Raw genomic sequence first — 17261 nt, forward strand, 5'->3', positions numbered from 1 at the left:
AAAGACACCGTCGGGCCCCGGCATCTTGCACAATCGAGACAACACGTCCGGATCAATTCGTGGCCACCGTCCCGAAGGCGGCCTCCCGATCCGAAAACCGTGTCTTAGAAAACGCCCCATATCCTGAGGCCCTTTCTAAGACAGGTTCGGCTGGACCCGGATTTCTCCGGACCCAGCCAAATTTCCAGGCACATCTGCGATGCGCCAGCGGACCGACTTAGGCCAGTTCGACCTCGGCGCCAGCTGCTTCCAGCTTGCCTTTGATCTCTTCGGCTTCGGCTTTGTCCACGCCTTCTTTGATCTTGCCGCCAGCTTCGACCAGCTCTTTGGCTTCTTTCAGGCCCAGACCGGTGATGCCGCGAACTTCTTTGATCACGTTGATTTTCGAAGCGCCGGCGTTCTTCAGAACGACGTCGAATTCGGTTTTTTCTTCCTCAGCTGCACCGCCGGCATCGCCAGCTGAGCCTGCGACCATGACGGCGCCGCCAGCTGCGGGCTCGATGCCGTACTCGTCTTTGAGGATGGTTTTCAGTTCTTGTGCTTCCAGCAGGGTCAGACCCACGATGCTTTCTGCGAGTGCTTTCAGATCAGCCATTGTATCAGCTCTTTCCGTTTACAGTGTGTGTTCCAACGTCAGGGAGTTTTCCCTACGCAGATCATTCAGTGCCAACCGCTTACGCAGCTTCCGCCTTCTCTTCGATGGTGGAAAGGATGCTTGCGATGTTGCTTGCAGGTGCGCCAATTGCACCGGCGATGTTCGAAGCAGGCGCGCCAAGCATACCAGCGATCGTAGCAATAAGCTCTTCACGCGACGGCATTTTCGACACGGCTGTAACACCAGCCCGGTCCAGAGCGTTCTCACCCATAGCACCGCCAAGAATTTCGAACTTTTGGTTCTCTTTGGCGTAGTCCTCGGCCACTTTGGCAGCTGCCACAGGGTCCTCGGAATAGGTCAGAACGGTCATCCCTGTCAGCAGGTCGGCCATGTTTTCACACGGCTTACCCTCAAGGGCGATTTTGGCGAGCCTGTTCTTGGCAACACGCACGGAACCACCCGCGTCACGAGCACGTGCGCGAAGGTCCTGCATCTCGGCAACTGTCAGACCGGCGTAATGGGCAACCACTACGACGCCAGAGCTTTCGAAGATTTGGCCGAGTTCCTCGACCACTTTCTCTTTCTGGGCTCTATCCACAGTTCTCTCCAAGTTAGGGGCGATACCTCACCCCGGCTCATATTTGCCGCGGGCAAGCCCTCGGCGTTCAGGTCCGTTGTTACGGGATTGGCCAAAATGCGCCCGAGGGTGGGACCCTCAGAATTCTTTGGTCTTACCCGTCTCAGGCAGGAAATTAAGGGATCAGATGATACCACCCACCGTCTTGGACGAAACGAAAGAAAGCGCACGACGAATCGCACGCTTTGTTCCGCAGGTCTACTTAGGGCAGACGCGCCCAGTTTCCAAGAGGTAAATTGCACGTCCGCGCAATCAATCGCGCCTATCGTTAGCCTCTGCCACCTGAGCTCGAACCATTGACACAGGACTGACGCTCTTGTCTTGTCGGACGCGCCGAACACGCTCAGACAAACAACGCATAAACGCCAGACGATGCCGACACTCACGATTTCCGAATACGACATGGCATCGGGCTTCGCCAGTGAGTTTGCTCGACACCAACTAAACGACCGCATCACCGGTTTGGAATGCGTCTATCGCTCGCATGGGTTTCCCGGATCCCGGCTGGTGATGAAGGTCGAAACACCGGGTCAGGATTTTGCCATCAAGATCGATACCGTCTCGCCTGAATCGGGGCGTCTGAGCAGAGAGTTCGAAACACTCAATCGGGTCTTCGACCATTTCAAAGGACACGAATCCGGCCGCGTCGTGCGGCCTGTCTTTTTGGCCCCCGGCGGCGCCTACATGGTGACTGAGTATGTAGACCGACCCACCGCCGTCGATGTGATCTATAACAGCGGCGATGATAAACAGGTTGCGCAGGTCTATCGCCGCGCAGGTGCCTGGCTGCATCATCTTCACAGCCTGCAGAAGCCAGTTCAATACGCGTTCCGGCCCCGCTGGATGACTGACAACATCCGCGAATTGTCGACCTTGGTCCCGGATCATATCACTCCGATCAGCCAACCCATGGTCAACACGTTTCTGGCCGAAGCCGCACGGCTGCGAAACCGGCCCGATCTGCGGGTGTTTTCGCACGGGGATTTCCATGGCCTCAACCTGATCATGGGTCAGGGCACCACCATCGGCCTAGACTTCACCGAAGCGCGCGACAAGCTGGCCGTCTACGACATCGTCGATTTTGTGAAAGCCGACATCTTTCGCAGCGCCACTCAGCAGGAGGTCGACCGGAGCGGTATGCTCAAGATTAACAAACAGATGTTCTTCAAACTCTACCGCCACCCAATCGACACCGAGATTCTGGATTGCTGCCTGCGTGGACGCCTGCTGAAAGACTGGCTGCGCCTCTGGCGGCCAGACTTCATTTGCAGCCAGTTTGAAGAGCGCAAGCGCGACCTGTTAGAAGCGCGCCTGAAACAGATTTTCCTGTAGCACACAAAAAACCCGGGCAGTTTGCACCACCCGGGTCTTGCTACTGAGGGCTAGATGCAGTGGGCTTATTCGCCCGACGCAGCTGCCACATCCAGTGTCACACCGGGGCCCATGGTCGAGCTCAGCGCAATTTTCTTCATATAGGTGCCTTTGGCGCCCGACGGCTTGGCCTTAGCCACAGCCGAGATGAAGGCACGGACGTTTTCGACCAGTTTGGCTTCGTCGAACGACGCTTTGCCAACACCGGCGTGCACAACGCCGCCTTTTTCCGCTTTGAACTGAACTTCACCGCCCTTGGCTGCTTCCACGGCCGCTTTCACATCCATGGTCACGGTGCCAACCTTGGGGTTCGGCATCAGGTTGCGAGGGCCCAGAACTTTACCCAGACGGCCAACGATGGGCATCATGTCAGGGGTTGCAATGCAGCGATCGAATTCGATGGTGCCGCCCTGAATGGTTTCCATCAGGTCTTCTGCGCCAACGATATCTGCGCCAGCTTCTTTTGCTTCGTCAGCCTTGGGGCCGCGGGCAAAAACAGCAACGCGCATCGCTTTACCGGTGCCGTTCGGCAGGCCAACAACGCCGCGAACCATCTGGTCCGCATGACGGGTGTCAACGCCCAGGTTCAGAGCGATCTCGATGGTCTCGTCGAACTTCGAGGTTGCGTTGCCTTTGACCAGGGAAACAGCTTCTTCGACCGACAGGTTTTCCTTGCCAGCGACAGCTTCGCGCGCAGCGCGTGTACGTTTACCGAGTTTTGCCATCTTACTTCACCTCGATGCCCATAGAGCGGGCCGAGCCCAGGATGATCTGCATCGCGCCTTCGACGTCGTTGGCGTTCAGATCTTTCATTTTGGCTTCGGCGATTTCGCGAACCTGCTTCGAGGTCACGGTGGCCACGGTCTCACGACCGGGGTTCTCCGCGCCACGGGGACGGTTCCGCTTGCCAACCGGTTTAAGACCAGCCGCTTTTTTCAGGTAGTAAGACGCGGGCGGCGTCTTGATGTCCATGGTGAAGGACTTGTCCTGATAATAGGTGATCACGGTCGGGCACGGAGCGCCGGGCTCCATGTCTGCGGTCTTGGCGTTAAATGCCTTGCAGAATTCCATGATGTTGATGCCGCGCTGACCCAGCGCCGGACCAACTGGAGGCGACGGGTTCGCCTGACCTGCAGGAACCTGCAGCTTCATTGTACCAGCAAGCTTCTTGGCCATTTGGTTTTCCTTTCAACGTAGGTGAAACGCGTTCCACCCGGTTTATGTTGCGTGGTCCGGCCCGGGATCGCGACCCCGGCAACCTCCCACGAGAGAATCTCGCCCGAAGACGATAGAGGCGGCGTTTATAGGGGAATGTATGGGTTGGCAAGTGGGTGGCATCCTGAATTCTCCCCACTTGATCAAACCTAAAGGCAAGTTTTGCTGAGGTGGGTTTCTTTGCCTATTGCAAAGGATCTCATATCTCAGATGGTGACACAGCCCGCTTATAGAGATGCCACGTGGTATGGCCAAGGATCGGCAGAGTAAAGATAAGACCCAGAAATGCCGGAACCAAAGACAACAACATGGTAATCGAAATGATCGCCGCCCAGCCTAACATGACAACGGGGTTCTCGGTGACAACCCGAATGGACGTAAGCATCGCTGAAACAAAATTTGTTTCGCGGTCGAGCAGCAGCGGCATCGCGACGACGGTCACCGAGAACAAAACGGCTGACAGAAAGGCTCCGACGCAAGTACCAATTGCAAGGAAAGTCCAGCCCTGCGGTGTGAAGAATACCGAGTTTATAAACCCGTCGAAGTCAGAGAATGATGCATTTTGCAGGATGATCGCCAGCCAAAGCCTGATTTGGTAGGTCCAGACCCAGAAAATGAACAGCGTAACAAATGCCATCCAGCCCATTTCACGATTGCGTTGATTAGCCATGGTTTCGAGGATGTCAGACCAACCGAAGTCCTCTCCCTTCTGCAGCCGGCGGGACATCTCATAGAGCCCGGCTGCAGCGAATGGCGCGACCAGCGGGAAGCCTATGGCTGCGGGAATAATCATCCAGATCTTGCCAAGCCAGACCAGACACCAAACAAACAGGATTCCGAAAACCGCATAGAAAAGGCCAAAGAAACCGCTCATGAGGGGGCGCGCGAGAAAGTCAGAAAACCCCGCTTTGAGCGAAGCTGTGATATCATCCTTTGTTAGACGATTGACCTCGGGCACGTCCTCTTGTTGCGGTGTCAGATTTTTCGGTGATGTGGAACCGTTGGCACTGGGTGCCATCACAAACTCCTCCCAAACCGTAATGTCTGAATGGTCTGCCTATCCAGATGAGCAGACGGCGAGACAGATGACATTACCTTGACGACAAGTTTGCAGCAGATGAGCCTTAGGTACAAGAAGAGTATATAGCAGCCAGATTTGCCCCGCTGCTATCGAATGTCTTGGTGATCTAGCTCAGCGCAGGTAGTCGAACCCAGAAGCGACGTTAACTCTGCTTCGTGACCTGCGTGAAGTCCAGCTCGACCGGGGTTTCGCGGCCAAAGATCGAAACAGACACTTTCAGCTTCTGCGCCTCGTCGTCCACGCCTTCGACCATGCCGTCGAAATCCTCGAACGGGCCGTCGTTGACTTTGACCTTCTCGCCGACCTCGAAGGTGATCATCAGCTTGGGCGCTTCTTCACCTTCTTGAACGCGGTTGAGGATCTGGTTGACCTCGGCATCGCGCATCGGCATCGGGCGGCCTTGAGGACCGAGGAAGCCGGTGACGCGGTTGATTGAGTTGATCAGGTGATAGCCCTGATCGGACATTTCCATATGCACCAGCACGTAGCCGGGCATAAACCGGCGCTCGGTGGTGACTTTCTTGCCGCGGCGCACTTCGATCACCTCTTCGGTGGGCACCAGCACTTCGTCGATATCATCTTCAAGGCCCTGTTCAGCCACCGACGTGCGGATCTGCTCTGCGATCTTCTTTTCGAAATTCGAAAGAACGCTGACCGAGTACCACCGTTTCGCCATGAACCTGTCGTCCTTGTTTAGCTCCGAGGCGGCAAGCCGCGCGCCCCGCGTTGAAATCCAATTGCGTGACCCGGAATAAAAAGCGGCGCGCAACCTGATTCGCCGCACGCCCATTCCGAATAATCATGTCACCTACTCTGACACGCCGTGCTGTGCAAGGGGGGCAGTGGTGTTTCCGCCCGCCCAAACTGCCTTAGCTGAACGCGCCCAGCACCAGCTGAAGACCCCCGCGAATGCCCAGATCGACCAGCGCAAAGAAGGCGGCGGTCAGAGCGGCCATGATGAACACCATAACCGTGGTCAACAGCACCTCACGCCGGGTCGGCCAAACGACCTTGGAAACTTCGGCACGGACTTGCTGAATGAACTGGATCGGGTTGGTAGTGGCCATGTGGCTTGGTCTCTCTGCTAGCGGATGGGCCGGACATAGCCGGGCATTGCGGCAATTTCAAGGGCGGTTCGGATCAACTCTGCCCGGGCGATGCGGTCCGGCTACGGCTTAGGCTTGTCGTCCCATTCATCGCTGAGGATGCGGCGGGCATCGCCCTCGGGATCCTCGTACTGGTTCGAGCGAACGGTGTAGACAAAGGCCACCAGACCAACACAGCCCAGAAACAGGGAAATCGGGATCAGATAGGCGAGCACTTCCATTCGAGGTTACCTCAGCCTTAGGGCGTTCAGGGATACGGTAATGGACGAGGTCGACATCGCCAAGGCCGCTATCAGTGGCGTCGCCAGACCAGCAACGGCCAGCGGGACCGCGATAACATTATAGACCGTGGCGATGCGGAAGTTTTCCCGAATCCGTTTAGTGGCTTTGACGGCGGTATCGCAGGCATCCGCGATGGGCGACAGATCGGTGCCCAACAAAACGATGTCCGACGCAACGCGGGCAGCATCCAAGGCCGAAGCCGGAGAGATCGAGACATGCGCAGCAGACAGCGCCGCCGTATCGTTCAAACCATCCCCGACCATCAGCACACGCCGCCCCTGATCGTTGAGTTCCTGAATACGCCGGGCCTTGTCTTGTGGCAGCGCCTCGGCAATCCAGTTATGAATGCCCAGCTTGTTGGCCAATGCCTCAACAGCACCTTCGGAATCGCCCGAGATCAGCATGATCTGCTTTCCAGTCCTGGCAAATGCCTTGACCGCGTCCGCTGCTCCGGGCCGTAGGGTGTCTGAGAACATGAAAGCCTTGAGGGGATTTGATCCGACCGACAGCCACGCTGAAGTCTCGGGCCCTTGCGCGCCACCGACCCAAGCCGCCCGGCCCAGGCGAACCCGCTGACCGCGATACTGCCCTTCGGTGCCGTAACCCGGCACCTCAACGATATTCTTGACCCCGGCAGGCTTGACACCGGCAGCCCGCGTTGCCTGTGCCAATGCGACCGATAGTGGATGGGCCGATGCCTCGGCCAGTGCCAGCGCGACTTCCAGATCGGCGCGGGTATGGTCGCCCAGATTGGTCAGTTCGGGCGCGCCTGAGGTGAGCGTGCCGGTCTTGTCGAAGACAACCGTGTCAACCTCGGCCAGACGTTCCAGCGCCGTTGCGTGTTTGATCAGCATCCCTCGGCGGAACAACCGGCCCGAGGCCGCTGTCGTCACCGCAGGCACGGCCAGCCCCAGGGCGCAGGGACAGGTGATGATCAACACCGCAGCCGCAATGTTCAATGCAATGCGCAGATCGCCGGAATAGATGTACCACCCCAAAAAGCTGAGCGCTGAAAGGATGTGAACCCCCGGCGCGTAAAGCTTGGCAGCCTTATCGGCCAGCGACGTGTACCGAGACCGGCCGGATTCTGCGATCGCAACAAGATCGGCCATACGGTGGAGTGAAGTGTCTTCTCCCACAGCAGAGGCTTGAATGGTCAGCGGGCCGGTCAAGTTGACCTCGCCCGCGCTGACAGTTTGGCCGACTTCGGCAAATACCGGCAGGGTTTCACCGGTCAGCAACGACCTATCCAATTCGGATTGGCCCGAGACGATCTGACCATCCACCGGCATACGCCCACCGGGGCGAACCAGGATCAAATCACCTACGGTCAGGTCCGAAACGGCAACCTCTTCCTCGACCCCACCTATGACACGAATGGCGCGGGGCACCTCAAGCGCTGTCAACTCCTCAGCTGCCGAGCGCGCCGCCGCCCGCGTCCGATAATCCAGATACCGTCCGGCCAACAGGAAGAATGTCAGCGTGAGCGCAGCATCAAAATAAGCATGTTTCCCGCTCAGCGCCGTTTCCCAAAGCGATGTCGCAAGGGCCAGCAGGATCGCCAGCACGATCGGCACATCCATGTTCAGGCGTCGAACACGCAAGGAGCTCCAAGCATTGGCAAAGAAGGGCTGTGCCGAAAAGGCAATAGCTGGCAAGGCGATGGCAGCAGAAATCCAGTGGAACATGTCGCGCGTCGCATCCGCGGCACCTGACCAGACCGAAACTGACAGCAGCATGACATTCATCGAGGCAAAGCCAGCCACCGCCAGCCGCATCAACAGATCCCGACCCGCCTTATCCGCGCTGGTTGCAGACAGGGCACCGGAGTCCAGCTCATGCGCTTCATACCCGGCGCGTTCCAGAACCGGGATTAGGTCCGCGGCTCGCGTCTCGGGCGCAGCTTTGATCATCGCTCGTTTGAGTGTCAGGTTGACGCGCGCATCCTCGACCCCTGGATGTGCGTTCAGTGCACGCTCGACATTCGCGATACAGGCCGAACAGTGAATACTCGGCAAAGACAGCGCAATCTGTACATCCTCGGGGATCGGGCGCGCCGGTTCAGCCTGGGTTGCGATGCACCCGGGACACGCCGCCGTACCAGTAGGCATTTGCGCCGTCACACTGTCAGCCTTTCACGTAGAGTGGAACGCGCTGAGCAAACTCAGCGCCCGCATGATCGCGAGCCACCAGCCGGATATTCCAGTTTCCCTTACCCAAAGCAGCCGGTGTCGCGTAGGCGATGCCGTCAAAGGTGAACTCGGGCGAGAAATCATCCTTTACATGGGTTGCTCGGCCCACGACGGCCTGCAATTCTGCAACCTGAACCGGCGCACCGGTCGCATCAGTAATGTGCAGGATCAGCAGACCGCCTTTGGTCTCGGCCCGAACCTCCCACCCCAAGGCTCGCTGTTCCTGCAGGCGTTCGTTGAAGTTCTGGCTGGCGACGTAGGAGTTCTTTACCTCCAACCCCGGAAAGGTCTTCACCGCGCTATAGGCCAACAGCAGGTTGACTGAGATGATGACGGTGAAAGCACCCACAAATATGGCCAGCGCATGTTTTCCTGTAAACTTGCGTTCTGTCATGATCAATTTCCTCGTCCATTGAACGTGGTGTCTTTGTAAGCACGCTCGCCGTTGGTGATGTCCTCGACCCAAATCCGAACCGGCGTTGTGTCCGCACCAGCGGGGCCGGTGTCACCCGAAGCCACGATATAAACCCGAACCAGCTGTGCCGTATCAGCCGTCACATTTACAGTATGCAGGTTTGTGCCCTCAATCTCCATCCGCATGCTTGGGTCGCCAGCAAGTGACAGGCTGAACAACCGATCCTCGCCATGTTTGTTGCGCAAGCGCACATCATAGGTGTTGCGAATGGTGCCATCAGACAATGTCACAAAAGTCGGGTTGCGGACAGGAGCAACCGTCAGATCAATATCGGACCGGATGAACAGGGCAAAGAGAAGCGCGCAGCCAACCGCAGACCAGAGTCCCGTGTACATAATGGTGCGCGGCCGTAGGACATGTTTCCAAACGCTCTTGGGCGGATGGCCTTCGCGTTCGCGGGGTTCATCGCTCAGTGCCATATAGTCGATCAAACCACGCGGCTTGCCGATCTTAGCCATCATGTCGTCGCAGGCATCGATGCAGAGCGCGCAGGTGATGCATTCCAACTGCTGACCATCGCGGATATCGATGCCAACAGGGCAGACATTCACGCAGGCCATGCAGTCGATGCAATCACCCAGCTCGGAATCGGCGGTGCGCTTGCCCTTGCCGCGCGGCTCACCCCGCCATTCTCGGTAGCCAACGACCAGAGTATCCTCGTCCATCATCGCCGCCTGAATGCGCGGCCAGGGGCAGGCATAGATACAAATCTGTTCGCGCGCGAAGCCGCCGAACAGGAAGGTTGTGCCGGTCAGGATCAACACGGTTGTGTAAGCCACCGGGTGCGCATTGCCGGTCACCAGATCGCGCAGCAGAGTTGGTGCATCGGCGAAATAGAAAACCCAAGCGCCGCCCGTCAGCAGGCCGATCAGGAACCAAGACACCCATTTGGTCAGGCGCAGGCGTGCTTTGCGGAAATCCAGCTTCTCTTGCCGGTGCAGGCGCAAGCGCGCGTTCCGATCCCCTTCGATCCAGCGTTCGACCAGAATGAACAGGTCGGTCCACACGGTTTGCGGGCAGGCATAACCGCACCAGACTCGACCCAAGGCCGAAGTGAACAGGAACAGTCCAAGCCCAGCCATGATCAGCAGGCCCGCGACAAAATAGAACTCATGCGGCCAGATCTCGATCCAGAAAAAATAGAAGCGCCGGTTGGCCAAATCCAGCAGCACCGCCTGATCCGGCAAACTGGGTCCACGATCCCACCGGATCCATGGGGTTAAATAGTAAATCCCCAAGGTCACGATCAGGATGATCCATTTCAGGTTGCGGAATGGTCCGGATACGCGCCGCGGAAAGATAGGTTCTCGTGCGGCATATAAGCTGGGGGCGGGGTCGGAATCGCTCACTGGCTGGCTCCAAGAATTGGCACTTTGGCTCGCGTGTTTTCTCAGATCACGTCGGTGCAAACTTTGACATGGGTCAAAACGCGCATCGAGCAATCATCTTTTATTGAGCTGCGCCAGCTTGTCGCTTCAACCACCGAACAAAGGTCTTCACAGCCGGTCTGAGCGGTGTTTTTGCCGTTAAAACATGGTATCCGCTACTTTCTGGCTCGGCATAGAGCTCAACCAGGCGTCCGGCGCGGATATCCTGTTCGACGAAATGTCGCACCGTGGCCGTCACTCCTTGCCCGGCGCGAAGACCATCCAATAGCAGATTGCCTGGCAAAGATAAACGACCCGCCAACGGGGGATGATCTACACCCCTTTTGGCCAGCCAATTGCTGGCCTCGGTGGTGCCAAGTTCTTCCAGCCAAGGCAACTGGCTCAGCTCTTCAGGCGTCCACTTGGCTTTGCCCCCTAACAAAACAGGCGCTGCCACGACAACAAAAGGTGTTTTTAGCAACATCTCAACATCAACTCCCGGCCACCCTCCAGCGCCGTACCGGATTGCGACATCAACCCCGCCGGGCACAAGGGTGACGAGATGTGGTGAAGGGTCGATAGCCAAGTTGATATCAGGGTACTCGGCCTGAAACGCGGGCAAGCGTGGCATCAACCACGATGCGGCGAATGAAGGTGTCAAAGACACATGAACCGGGCGCGCCTCGCCCGACCGCATCAGATCTTCTACAACAGCACTGATTGATCCAAACCCAAGCTGCAGGGCGCGGGCCAGATGCTCGCCTTCGGCAGTCAGGGTCAACGCCTTCCCAGTGCGATCTAAAAGCGCAACACCAAGGTGTTTTTCAAGCGCGCGAAGCTGTTGGCTGATTGCCGCATGACTTACGTTCAACGCGGCACCGGCATCGCTCACATTCCGCCTTTCAGCAAAGGCTGCAAAAGCCCTGAGTGAGGCCATCGGAGGAAGAGAAAGCCAATCCATATGTAACCCATACTTACATGTTGGAATGGTAATTGAGTGGCATTCAGGGCGTCAAAGGTCAATCTCTATTGTCAGAAATGCTTCTGCACAGGAGAGAAACCATGCTAGATGTTCTTGCCCGTTCTTTTATGACTGCGACCCGAATAGACACACCGCGCATCCAAGACGTTCCAAAGCAGGGCGACCGCAAACGTCGCTGGCTGCCAGAAAGTCACTGGTGGATCAAGAACCCGCGCGATGTGGATCTGGGCAATCTTTGATGCGCGCAAAGACAAGGTGTACGAACCGCTGCCAAGGACAACCTTATTCATAATATACAGGCACCGGCTGCCCAGGAAACGCGCGAACAGATCGAGCAGCCGGTGCCTGAACCTGCGGGCAGCGCACTGCCTGCAGGTATTCTTGTATGCTTACTGACCGCCACCCAGCTGGTGGACATAGGCCGTAACCGCACGGATCTGAGCTTCGGTCAGGCGGGTATCCCACGGCGGCATCACGCCAAATCGGCTATATGTCACCGTTTCGGTCAAGGCCTCCTCACTTCCGCCATAAAGCCAGATCGCATCGGTCAGGTTCGGGGCACCTTGGAAGACATCCCCCTGACCATTTTCGCCATGACAGGCCGAGCAATTGTCTTCGAACACAACCTTGCCAGCTTGCGCTGCCGCATCATCGGTTTGCGCGTTGGTCAGAGACATGACGTATTGAACCACTTGGGTGATTTCCTCTTTTTCAAGAAGCTCACCAAAGGCCGGCATTTCGGACCAGCGGGTGTCATCGCTTTCCTCACTGCGGATGCCGTAGCTGACTGTGGTTTCGATGTCTTCCAACGTTCCACCCCACAGCCATGCGTCATCCAGCAGGTTTGGAAAGCCGGTTGCACCCTGCGCACCCGAACCATGACACTGTGCGCACCAGGTGCGGAACACCGCGCTGCCTGCGTTGACGGCATATTGCTGCAACTCGGCATCTTTCGAGATATCCCCGAGCGGGGTTTCCACCAGCTTCACGTTCCAGGGCGCGTTGGCCTCTTCAAACGCAACCAGTTCCTTCTGCACCTCTTCACGAGATGACCAACCCATGACGCCTGCGGTGGCGGATTGAACCAGCGGCCATGCTGGGTACATGATCGTGTAGATCACACCCCAGATGATCGTGGCATAGAAGGTCCACAGCCACCAGCGCGGCATCGGGTTGTCAAACTCTTCGATTCCATCCCAGGTATGGCCGGTTGTATTTGGATCACCCGGCTGTTTATCAGGTGTCTTGTTCATTGCCGCGCCTCCTTGGATGTGGCGGGTTCGTCTTGCTGCGGTGCAGGTGCATCGGCGTGCCGGAAGGGGATGTTTGCGGTGTCCTTGTATTCCTTGCTGGCGCCGGGCCGGAAAACCCAGATCACGATGCCAATGAAGAAGGCAAAGAGCAGCAATAGCATCCAGCTGTCCGCGAATTGCCGTAGGAGTGTGTATTCTTCCATCCTACCCTCCTGTTACCGATTTGCTTCTGAGGTGAAGGTCGAGAAATCGACCAGCGTGCCCAGCATCTGCAGATAAGCGATCAGCGCATCAGCCTCGGTCAGTTCGGGCTGACCATCGAAGTTGCGCACGTTGACCTTGTCGCCATAACGCTCCAGCAACCCGTCAAAATCGCTGTCCGGATCGGCTTGAGCGCGGAAGTCCGCCACTGCGTTCTCCAACATCTCTTCGGTGTAGGGTGTTCCAACAACAGCGTTCACCGCCATGATGTCACCAATGTATTCACCGTCGATCTTGCGGTTTTCAAGGAAACCGTATTTCGGCATCACCGATTCCGGCACCACCGACTGTGCATCGCGCAGGTGGCGCACGTGCCAGTCATCCGAGTAGCGGCCACCCACGCGGGCCAGATCAGGCCCGGTGCGCTTCGACCCCCACTGGAACGGATGGTCATACATCGACTCGGCCGCCAGCGAGTAATGGCCATAGCGTTCGACCTCGTCCCGCATGGGGCGGATCATCTGGCTGTGGCAGACATAGCAGCCTTCGCGGATGTAGATCTCACGCCCTGCCATCTCGAGCGGGGTGTAAGGGCGCATGCCCTCCACCTTCTCAATGGTGTTCTCAAGATAGAACAGCGGGGTGATCTGAACGATGCCACCGATGGTTACGACCAGAAAGCTAAAGATCAGCAGGAGGGTCGCGTTGGTCTCGAGGATCTTATGTTTGTCAAGAATTGCCATTGCTCCGGCCTCCTTTATTCAGCCGGGACTGCGACGGTCAGGTTGGCCTCACGGGCCGGCGCTTTCCGCACAGTCATCCACAGGTTGTAGCACATGATCAGTGAGCCAGTGAGGAACAGGACCCCACCCAAACCGCGAACCACATACATCGGGAACTTGGCGGCTACGGTGTCGGCGAACGAGTTCACCAAGAAGCCGTTGGCATCGACTTCGCGCCACATCAGGCCTTCCATGATACCGGTGACCCACATCGACGCGGCGTAGAGCACGATGCCAATGGTCGCGAGCCAGAAGTGCCAGCTGACCATCTGCAGCGAATACAGACGCTCTCGCTTCCACAGGACAGGAACCAGAAAGTACAGCGCCCCAAAGGTGATCATGCCGTTCCAGCCCAACGCGCCCGAATGCACGTGACCAATGGTCCAGTCAGTGTAGTGGCTAAGGCTGTTCACCGCACGGATCGACATCATCGGACCCTCGAACGTGGACATGCCATAGAAGCCGACCGAGATAACCATCATGCGGATGATCGGATCGGTGCGCAGCTTGTCCCATGCGCCCGACAGGGTCATCAGACCGTTGATCATACCACCCCAGGACGGCATCCAGAGCACGATCGAGAACACCATGCCCAGCGTCGAGGCCCAATCAGGCAGCGCGGTATAGTGCAGATGGTGCGGACCGGCCCAGATGTACAGAAAGATCAGCGCCCAGAAGTGGATGATCGACAGCTTGTAGCTGAAGACCGGACGTTCGGCCTGTTTCGGGATGAAGTAGTACATCATGCCCAGGAAACCCGCGGTCAGGAAGAAGCCCACAGCGTTGTGGCCATACCACCACTGGATCATCGCATCCTGAACACCCGACCAGACGATAACAGATTTCGAGCCCCAGATGCTGACCGGAATGGTCATGTTGTTGACCAGGTGCAGCATGGCGACGGTCACGATGAACGCCAGATAGAACCAGTTGGCCACATAGATGTGGGGCTCTTTCCGCTTGATGATCGTACCCAGATACACTGCAAGATAGGCCACCCAGACGATCGTCAGCCACAGATCGACATACCATTCCGGCTCGGCGTATTCCTTGGATTGCGTACCGCCCAGAACATAGCCAGTTGCGGCCAGCACGATGAACAGCTGATAGCCCCAGAACACGAACCACGCGAGGTTTCCACCCCACAGCCGCGCGGCACTGGTGCGTTGCACCACATAGAACGAGGTTGCGATCAACGCGTTGCCCCCAAAGGCAAAAATCACCGCCGAGGTGTGCAGCGGACGCAGACGACCAAAGTTCAGATAGCCCTGCGCCCATTCAAAGTTGAGCGTTGGAAAGGCCAGCTGGAACGCAATAAAGGTTCCTGCAAGGAACCCGACAACACCCCAGAAGGCTGTTGCGATCACGCCATAGCGGATCACGTCATCCATGTATTCGCCCGAGCGATCTACAAGAATATCTGGCTCATCCGTGTTTCGAAGCGTCCAGATGAACAATCCCGCGGCGATGACCATCACCAGAATCGCATGCACCTGATACGCCAAATCCCGTGCGTAATTTGACCCTATGGCAGCAAACACCACCAAAAGGCCAAGCACGATCAGCTTGATGTAATTCGACATATTGCGTCCCTTTACCCTGCTCTGCCCGATTTACATGCCGCGCAGAACCTTTTTGACTGCTTGATGTAATGTCGAATGATGGTCCCGACTGCTTTGATCTGAGTCAAGACAACCCGCCGTTTTCTGTGACACGCATAATAGGTGAATGGGCGTCTACTGATACCGAACCCGCGCCCGGAAGATGAGGTCGACATGGCTTATAAATCTATTCTCACCATCATGACTGAAACAAAGTTGGCCCAGCCTGCACTTGCCCAGACAGCCGTTCTGGCCGAGGCACAGGATGGTCATGCCGAGGCCCTATGCCTGGGTGTTGATCGCAGCCAAACCGGCTATTATTACGCTGGCGCAAATGCGTTGATCCTTCAGGAAACACTCAGCCGGGCCAATGCGGATGCCGATGAAGTTCTGGCGTTTGCAAAGGATTATCTGAAAAAGACATCCGCGCGCTGGTCAGCCGAAAGTGGCGTTGCCCAGATTGCTGATATTGGCCGCCACGTCGCGCACCGCGCCCGTTTCTCAGACCTCGTCGTTCTCCCTCAACCCTATGGCGAGGAGTGCGGGGCTGAAGCAGAGCCCATCATCGAGGCTGCGATGTTCGAAGGCCACGCCCCGGTACTGGTTGTCCCGGGCAAGGACAACCCTGTCGCTGCACCCCAGAATATCATGATTGCCTGGAACGAAAGTGTCGAAGCAATGCACGCTGTTCGACGCGCCTTGCCGTTCCTAATACAAGCTGAATTGGCGCGCATCGTTGTAATCGACCCGCCCCGCCACGGGCCCGACCGGTCGGATCCAGGTGGCGGCTTATCGCAGATGCTGGCACGGCACGGCGTGAAATGTGAAATCGAAGTACTAAGCAAAACCATGACCCGCGTCTCCGACATTCTGAACCGGCATGCGACCGACACGGAATCGGACATGATTGTCATGGGAGCCTATGGCCATTCGCGTTTTCGCGAGGCGATATTGGGCGGGGCAACGCGCAATATGCTCGAGCAGTCTGTGGTGCCGGTTTTTCTGGCCCACTGAACAGGATTTGCACTGTGGAAGCTGCCTGTCTGGGCAGCTTCCTCGATCATCCGCGCCGTACCAAACCGATCAGGAACAGCAATATCACTGCGCCAATTGTGGCAGCGACGATGGACGAGAACACGCCGCCGCCTACGGAAAAGCCCAGCGCCGGAAATATCAGACCGGCAACAAAAGCGCCGACTATGCCGACGATGATGTTCCCGAACAATCCAAAACCACGGCCTTCCATGATTTTGCCTGACAACCATCCTGCGATTGCGCCGATTGCAACCATGGCCAATATACTGCTGAATTCCACGGTGTTCTCCTTAACACTGGCGCGCGGCCGTTTGAGCCCGCTAGCGAGCCAGACACTCAGACCAGAAACCCGCCATCCGAGTCATCTCCGGCCTCTTCCAACAGCCGATCCATATCCGGCACGGTCACATGTCGTTTGCCTTCCAGCAAGATCACTCCGTCCTTTTTGAGCGCCGAAATCTGTCGACTGACGGTCTCTAGCGTCAAACCAAGATAATCCGCCATGGCTTCGCGTGTAAGCGGTAGATCGAAAACAAACGGACCAGACAGCCCCTTTTGGCTGACCGATGCATCGCGTCGGGCAATGATCGACAACAGGCTGGCAATCTTTTCCCGTGCGGTTTTGCGCCCCAGAACCAACATCCACTCGCGGGCGGCATCCAACTCGTCCAAGGTCATTTGAAGCAGGCGATGTGCGATATGTGGCGTCACATTCATCATCTCTTCGAAGGGTTTCTTGCGAAAACAGCACATCACCACATCCGTGGTGGCCTGCACATCATAGGCCGCCGCGTCGCGCCCGGGGCGACCGACAAAATCGCTGGGCAGCAACAGACCCACCATCTGGGTCCGGCCATCCTCCATCGTTTGAGTCAGCGAGGCGATGCCTGACACGACGGAGCCGACAAAATTCATATGATCGCCCGACCAAATGATCGTCTGACCTGCTTCGAAGCTACGGTAGTACTTGATACTGTCGAGTGCTTCGAGCTCATCCGCATCACAGCGCGCGCACACAGCGCGATGGCGGATAGGGCAACTTTCACAGTTGGCGTGATCGAACTGTAGTTTTGCTGTCATGCGCGT

At 57.2% G+C, this 17261-nt stretch carries 21 protein-coding genes; 3 read left to right on the top strand and 18 right to left on the bottom strand.

All coding sequences use genetic code 11. The features are described from left to right. Positions 1-217: 217 nt before the first annotated feature. Positions 218-595 carry a 50S ribosomal protein L7/L12 gene (gene rplL, locus ACR0EL_RS19695; protein WP_480501723.1) on the bottom strand — a complete coding sequence of 126 codons (378 nt, stop codon included), beginning with the start codon at positions 593-595 and terminating at the stop codon, positions 218-220. A 79-nt stretch (positions 596-674) separates the two neighbouring features. After that, positions 675-1193 carry a 50S ribosomal protein L10 gene (gene rplJ, locus ACR0EL_RS19700; protein ID WP_170533156.1) on the bottom strand — a complete coding sequence of 173 codons (519 nt, stop codon included), beginning with the start codon at positions 1191-1193 and terminating at the stop codon, positions 675-677. Between the two features lie 411 nt (positions 1194-1604). Here rplJ and ACR0EL_RS19705 point away from each other — a divergent pair, with 411 nt between their 5' ends. Further along, positions 1605-2564 carry a phosphotransferase gene (locus tag ACR0EL_RS19705; protein WP_480501725.1) on the top strand — a complete coding sequence of 320 codons (960 nt, stop codon included), beginning with the start codon at positions 1605-1607 and terminating at the stop codon, positions 2562-2564. Positions 2565-2629: 65 nt separating this feature from the next. On the opposite strand, the gene rplA is transcribed toward ACR0EL_RS19705, so the two are convergent. The 10 genes from rplA to ACR0EL_RS19755 all read right to left on the bottom strand — a co-directional run bounded on the left by rplA (position 2630) and on the right by ACR0EL_RS19755 (position 11282). Continuing rightward, the gene (gene rplA, locus ACR0EL_RS19710) at positions 2630-3328 is read right to left on the bottom strand and encodes a 50S ribosomal protein L1 (RefSeq protein ID WP_170590383.1); all 699 of its coding nucleotides are present in this window, start codon (positions 3326-3328) and stop codon (positions 2630-2632) included. 1 nt (position 3329) lies between these two features. After that, positions 3330-3779 carry a 50S ribosomal protein L11 gene (gene rplK, locus ACR0EL_RS19715; protein ID WP_010440985.1) on the bottom strand — a complete coding sequence of 150 codons (450 nt, stop codon included), beginning with the start codon at positions 3777-3779 and terminating at the stop codon, positions 3330-3332. A gap of 238 nt (positions 3780-4017) precedes the next feature. Continuing rightward, complete coding sequence (locus ACR0EL_RS19720) at positions 4018-4836, bottom strand: DUF2189 domain-containing protein (protein WP_480501726.1); 819 nt, start codon at positions 4834-4836, stop codon at positions 4018-4020. 205 nt (positions 4837-5041) lie between these two features. After that, the gene (nusG, locus tag ACR0EL_RS19725; protein WP_170533167.1) at positions 5042-5575 is read right to left on the bottom strand and encodes a transcription termination/antitermination protein NusG; all 534 of its coding nucleotides are present in this window, start codon (positions 5573-5575) and stop codon (positions 5042-5044) included. A gap of 193 nt (positions 5576-5768) precedes the next feature. After that, on the bottom strand, positions 5769-5966 hold the full coding sequence (gene secE / locus ACR0EL_RS19730) for a preprotein translocase subunit SecE (RefSeq protein ID WP_170533170.1): 198 nt from the start codon (positions 5964-5966) through the stop codon (positions 5769-5771). A gap of 101 nt (positions 5967-6067) precedes the next feature. Further along, entirely contained in the window at positions 6068-6226 is a 159-nt protein-coding gene (gene ccoS, locus ACR0EL_RS19735; protein ID WP_353009207.1) for a cbb3-type cytochrome oxidase assembly protein CcoS, read from the bottom strand. Between the two features lie 6 nt (positions 6227-6232). After that, the gene (locus ACR0EL_RS19740; protein ID WP_480501727.1) at positions 6233-8398 is read right to left on the bottom strand and encodes a heavy metal translocating P-type ATPase; all 2166 of its coding nucleotides are present in this window, start codon (positions 8396-8398) and stop codon (positions 6233-6235) included. A 16-nt stretch (positions 8399-8414) separates the two neighbouring features. Then, positions 8415-8873, bottom strand: a complete 459-nt coding sequence (locus ACR0EL_RS19745) for a FixH family protein (RefSeq protein WP_353009202.1) — start codon at positions 8871-8873, stop codon at positions 8415-8417. A gap of 2 nt (positions 8874-8875) precedes the next feature. Then, entirely contained in the window at positions 8876-10303 is a 1428-nt protein-coding gene (gene ccoG, locus ACR0EL_RS19750) for a cytochrome c oxidase accessory protein CcoG (protein ID WP_480501728.1), read from the bottom strand. A gap of 100 nt (positions 10304-10403) precedes the next feature. Beyond that, a complete protein-coding gene (locus ACR0EL_RS19755; protein WP_480501729.1) occupies positions 10404-11282 on the bottom strand; it encodes a LysR family transcriptional regulator in 879 nt (292 codons plus the stop codon). Between the two features lie 101 nt (positions 11283-11383). On the opposite strand from ACR0EL_RS19755, the gene ACR0EL_RS19760 reads away from it, so the two are divergent. Then, positions 11384-11542 (top strand): hypothetical protein, encoded by a 159-nt coding sequence (locus tag ACR0EL_RS19760; protein WP_480501730.1) that lies wholly within the window; start codon positions 11384-11386, stop codon positions 11540-11542. A gap of 150 nt (positions 11543-11692) precedes the next feature. Here ACR0EL_RS19760 and ccoP read toward each other — a convergent pair whose 3' ends face one another. The 4 genes from ccoP to ccoN are packed head-to-tail and all read right to left on the bottom strand — an operon-like array spanning position 11693 to position 15122. Continuing rightward, positions 11693-12556: a cytochrome-c oxidase, cbb3-type subunit III gene (ccoP, locus tag ACR0EL_RS19765; protein ID WP_170533190.1), complete on the bottom strand. Its 864-nt coding sequence runs from the start codon at positions 12554-12556 to the stop codon at positions 11693-11695. Then, positions 12553-12759: a cbb3-type cytochrome c oxidase subunit 3 gene (locus ACR0EL_RS19770; RefSeq protein ID WP_353009189.1), complete on the bottom strand. Its 207-nt coding sequence runs from the start codon at positions 12757-12759 to the stop codon at positions 12553-12555. The genes ccoP and ACR0EL_RS19770 overlap by 4 nt, the downstream gene beginning before the upstream one ends. Before the next feature lie 12 nt (positions 12760-12771). Then, entirely contained in the window at positions 12772-13500 is a 729-nt protein-coding gene (gene ccoO / locus ACR0EL_RS19775) for a cytochrome-c oxidase, cbb3-type subunit II (RefSeq protein WP_480501731.1), read from the bottom strand. 14 nt (positions 13501-13514) lie between these two features. Further along, positions 13515-15122: a cytochrome-c oxidase, cbb3-type subunit I gene (ccoN, locus tag ACR0EL_RS19780; protein ID WP_480501733.1), complete on the bottom strand. Its 1608-nt coding sequence runs from the start codon at positions 15120-15122 to the stop codon at positions 13515-13517. 192 nt (positions 15123-15314) lie between these two features. On the opposite strand from ccoN, the gene ACR0EL_RS19785 reads away from it, so the two are divergent. Further along, positions 15315-16154 carry a universal stress protein gene (locus ACR0EL_RS19785; RefSeq protein ID WP_480501734.1) on the top strand — a complete coding sequence of 280 codons (840 nt, stop codon included), beginning with the start codon at positions 15315-15317 and terminating at the stop codon, positions 16152-16154. Positions 16155-16200: 46 nt separating this feature from the next. Here ACR0EL_RS19785 and ACR0EL_RS19790 read toward each other — a convergent pair whose 3' ends face one another. Together ACR0EL_RS19790 and fnrL are read right to left on the bottom strand one after the other, a co-directional pair. Next, entirely contained in the window at positions 16201-16431 is a 231-nt protein-coding gene (locus tag ACR0EL_RS19790) for a GlsB/YeaQ/YmgE family stress response membrane protein (protein ID WP_480501760.1), read from the bottom strand. An 80-nt stretch (positions 16432-16511) separates the two neighbouring features. Continuing rightward, positions 16512-17255 (bottom strand): transcriptional regulator FnrL, encoded by a 744-nt coding sequence (gene fnrL / locus ACR0EL_RS19795; protein WP_353009177.1) that lies wholly within the window; start codon positions 17253-17255, stop codon positions 16512-16514. Between the last annotated feature and the right edge of the window lie 6 nt (positions 17256-17261).

The organism is Ruegeria sp. AH12 (genome assembly GCF_056541465.1).

Excerpts from the sequence above, each read along its gene's own strand:
- rplL (WP_480501723.1), bottom strand. The coding sequence starts at position 595 with ATGGCTGATCTGAAAGCACTCGCAGAAAGCATCGTGGGTCTGACCCTG.
- ACR0EL_RS19705 (WP_480501725.1), top strand. The coding sequence starts at position 1,605 with ATGCCGACACTCACGATTTCCGAATACGACATGGCATCGGGCTTCGCC.
- rplA (WP_170590383.1), bottom strand. The coding sequence starts at position 3,328 with ATGGCAAAACTCGGTAAACGTACACGCGCTGCGCGCGAAGCTGTCGCT.
- rplK (WP_010440985.1), bottom strand. The coding sequence starts at position 3,779 with ATGGCCAAGAAGCTTGCTGGTACAATGAAGCTGCAGGTTCCTGCAGGT.
- ACR0EL_RS19720 (WP_480501726.1), bottom strand. The coding sequence starts at position 4,836 with ATGGCACCCAGTGCCAACGGTTCCACATCACCGAAAAATCTGACACCG.
- nusG (WP_170533167.1), bottom strand. The coding sequence starts at position 5,575 with ATGGCGAAACGGTGGTACTCGGTCAGCGTTCTTTCGAATTTCGAAAAG.
- secE (WP_170533170.1), bottom strand. The coding sequence starts at position 5,966 with ATGGCCACTACCAACCCGATCCAGTTCATTCAGCAAGTCCGTGCCGAA.
- ccoS (WP_353009207.1), bottom strand. The coding sequence starts at position 6,226 with ATGGAAGTGCTCGCCTATCTGATCCCGATTTCCCTGTTTCTGGGCTGT.
- ACR0EL_RS19740 (WP_480501727.1), bottom strand. The coding sequence starts at position 8,398 with ATGCCTACTGGTACGGCGGCGTGTCCCGGGTGCATCGCAACCCAGGCT.
- ACR0EL_RS19745 (WP_353009202.1), bottom strand. The coding sequence starts at position 8,873 with ATGACAGAACGCAAGTTTACAGGAAAACATGCGCTGGCCATATTTGTG.
- ACR0EL_RS19755 (WP_480501729.1), bottom strand. The coding sequence starts at position 11,282 with ATGGATTGGCTTTCTCTTCCTCCGATGGCCTCACTCAGGGCTTTTGCA.
- ACR0EL_RS19760 (WP_480501730.1), top strand. The coding sequence starts at position 11,384 with ATGCTAGATGTTCTTGCCCGTTCTTTTATGACTGCGACCCGAATAGAC.
- ccoP (WP_170533190.1), bottom strand. The coding sequence starts at position 12,556 with ATGAACAAGACACCTGATAAACAGCCGGGTGATCCAAATACAACCGGC.
- ACR0EL_RS19770 (WP_353009189.1), bottom strand. The coding sequence starts at position 12,759 with ATGGAAGAATACACACTCCTACGGCAATTCGCGGACAGCTGGATGCTA.
- ccoO (WP_480501731.1), bottom strand. The coding sequence starts at position 13,500 with ATGGCAATTCTTGACAAACATAAGATCCTCGAGACCAACGCGACCCTC.
- ccoN (WP_480501733.1), bottom strand. The coding sequence starts at position 15,122 with ATGTCGAATTACATCAAGCTGATCGTGCTTGGCCTTTTGGTGGTGTTT.
- ACR0EL_RS19785 (WP_480501734.1), top strand. The coding sequence starts at position 15,315 with ATGGCTTATAAATCTATTCTCACCATCATGACTGAAACAAAGTTGGCC.
- ACR0EL_RS19790 (WP_480501760.1), bottom strand. The coding sequence starts at position 16,431 with ATGGTTGCAATCGGCGCAATCGCAGGATGGTTGTCAGGCAAAATCATG.
- fnrL (WP_353009177.1), bottom strand. The coding sequence starts at position 17,255 with ATGACAGCAAAACTACAGTTCGATCACGCCAACTGTGAAAGTTGCCCT.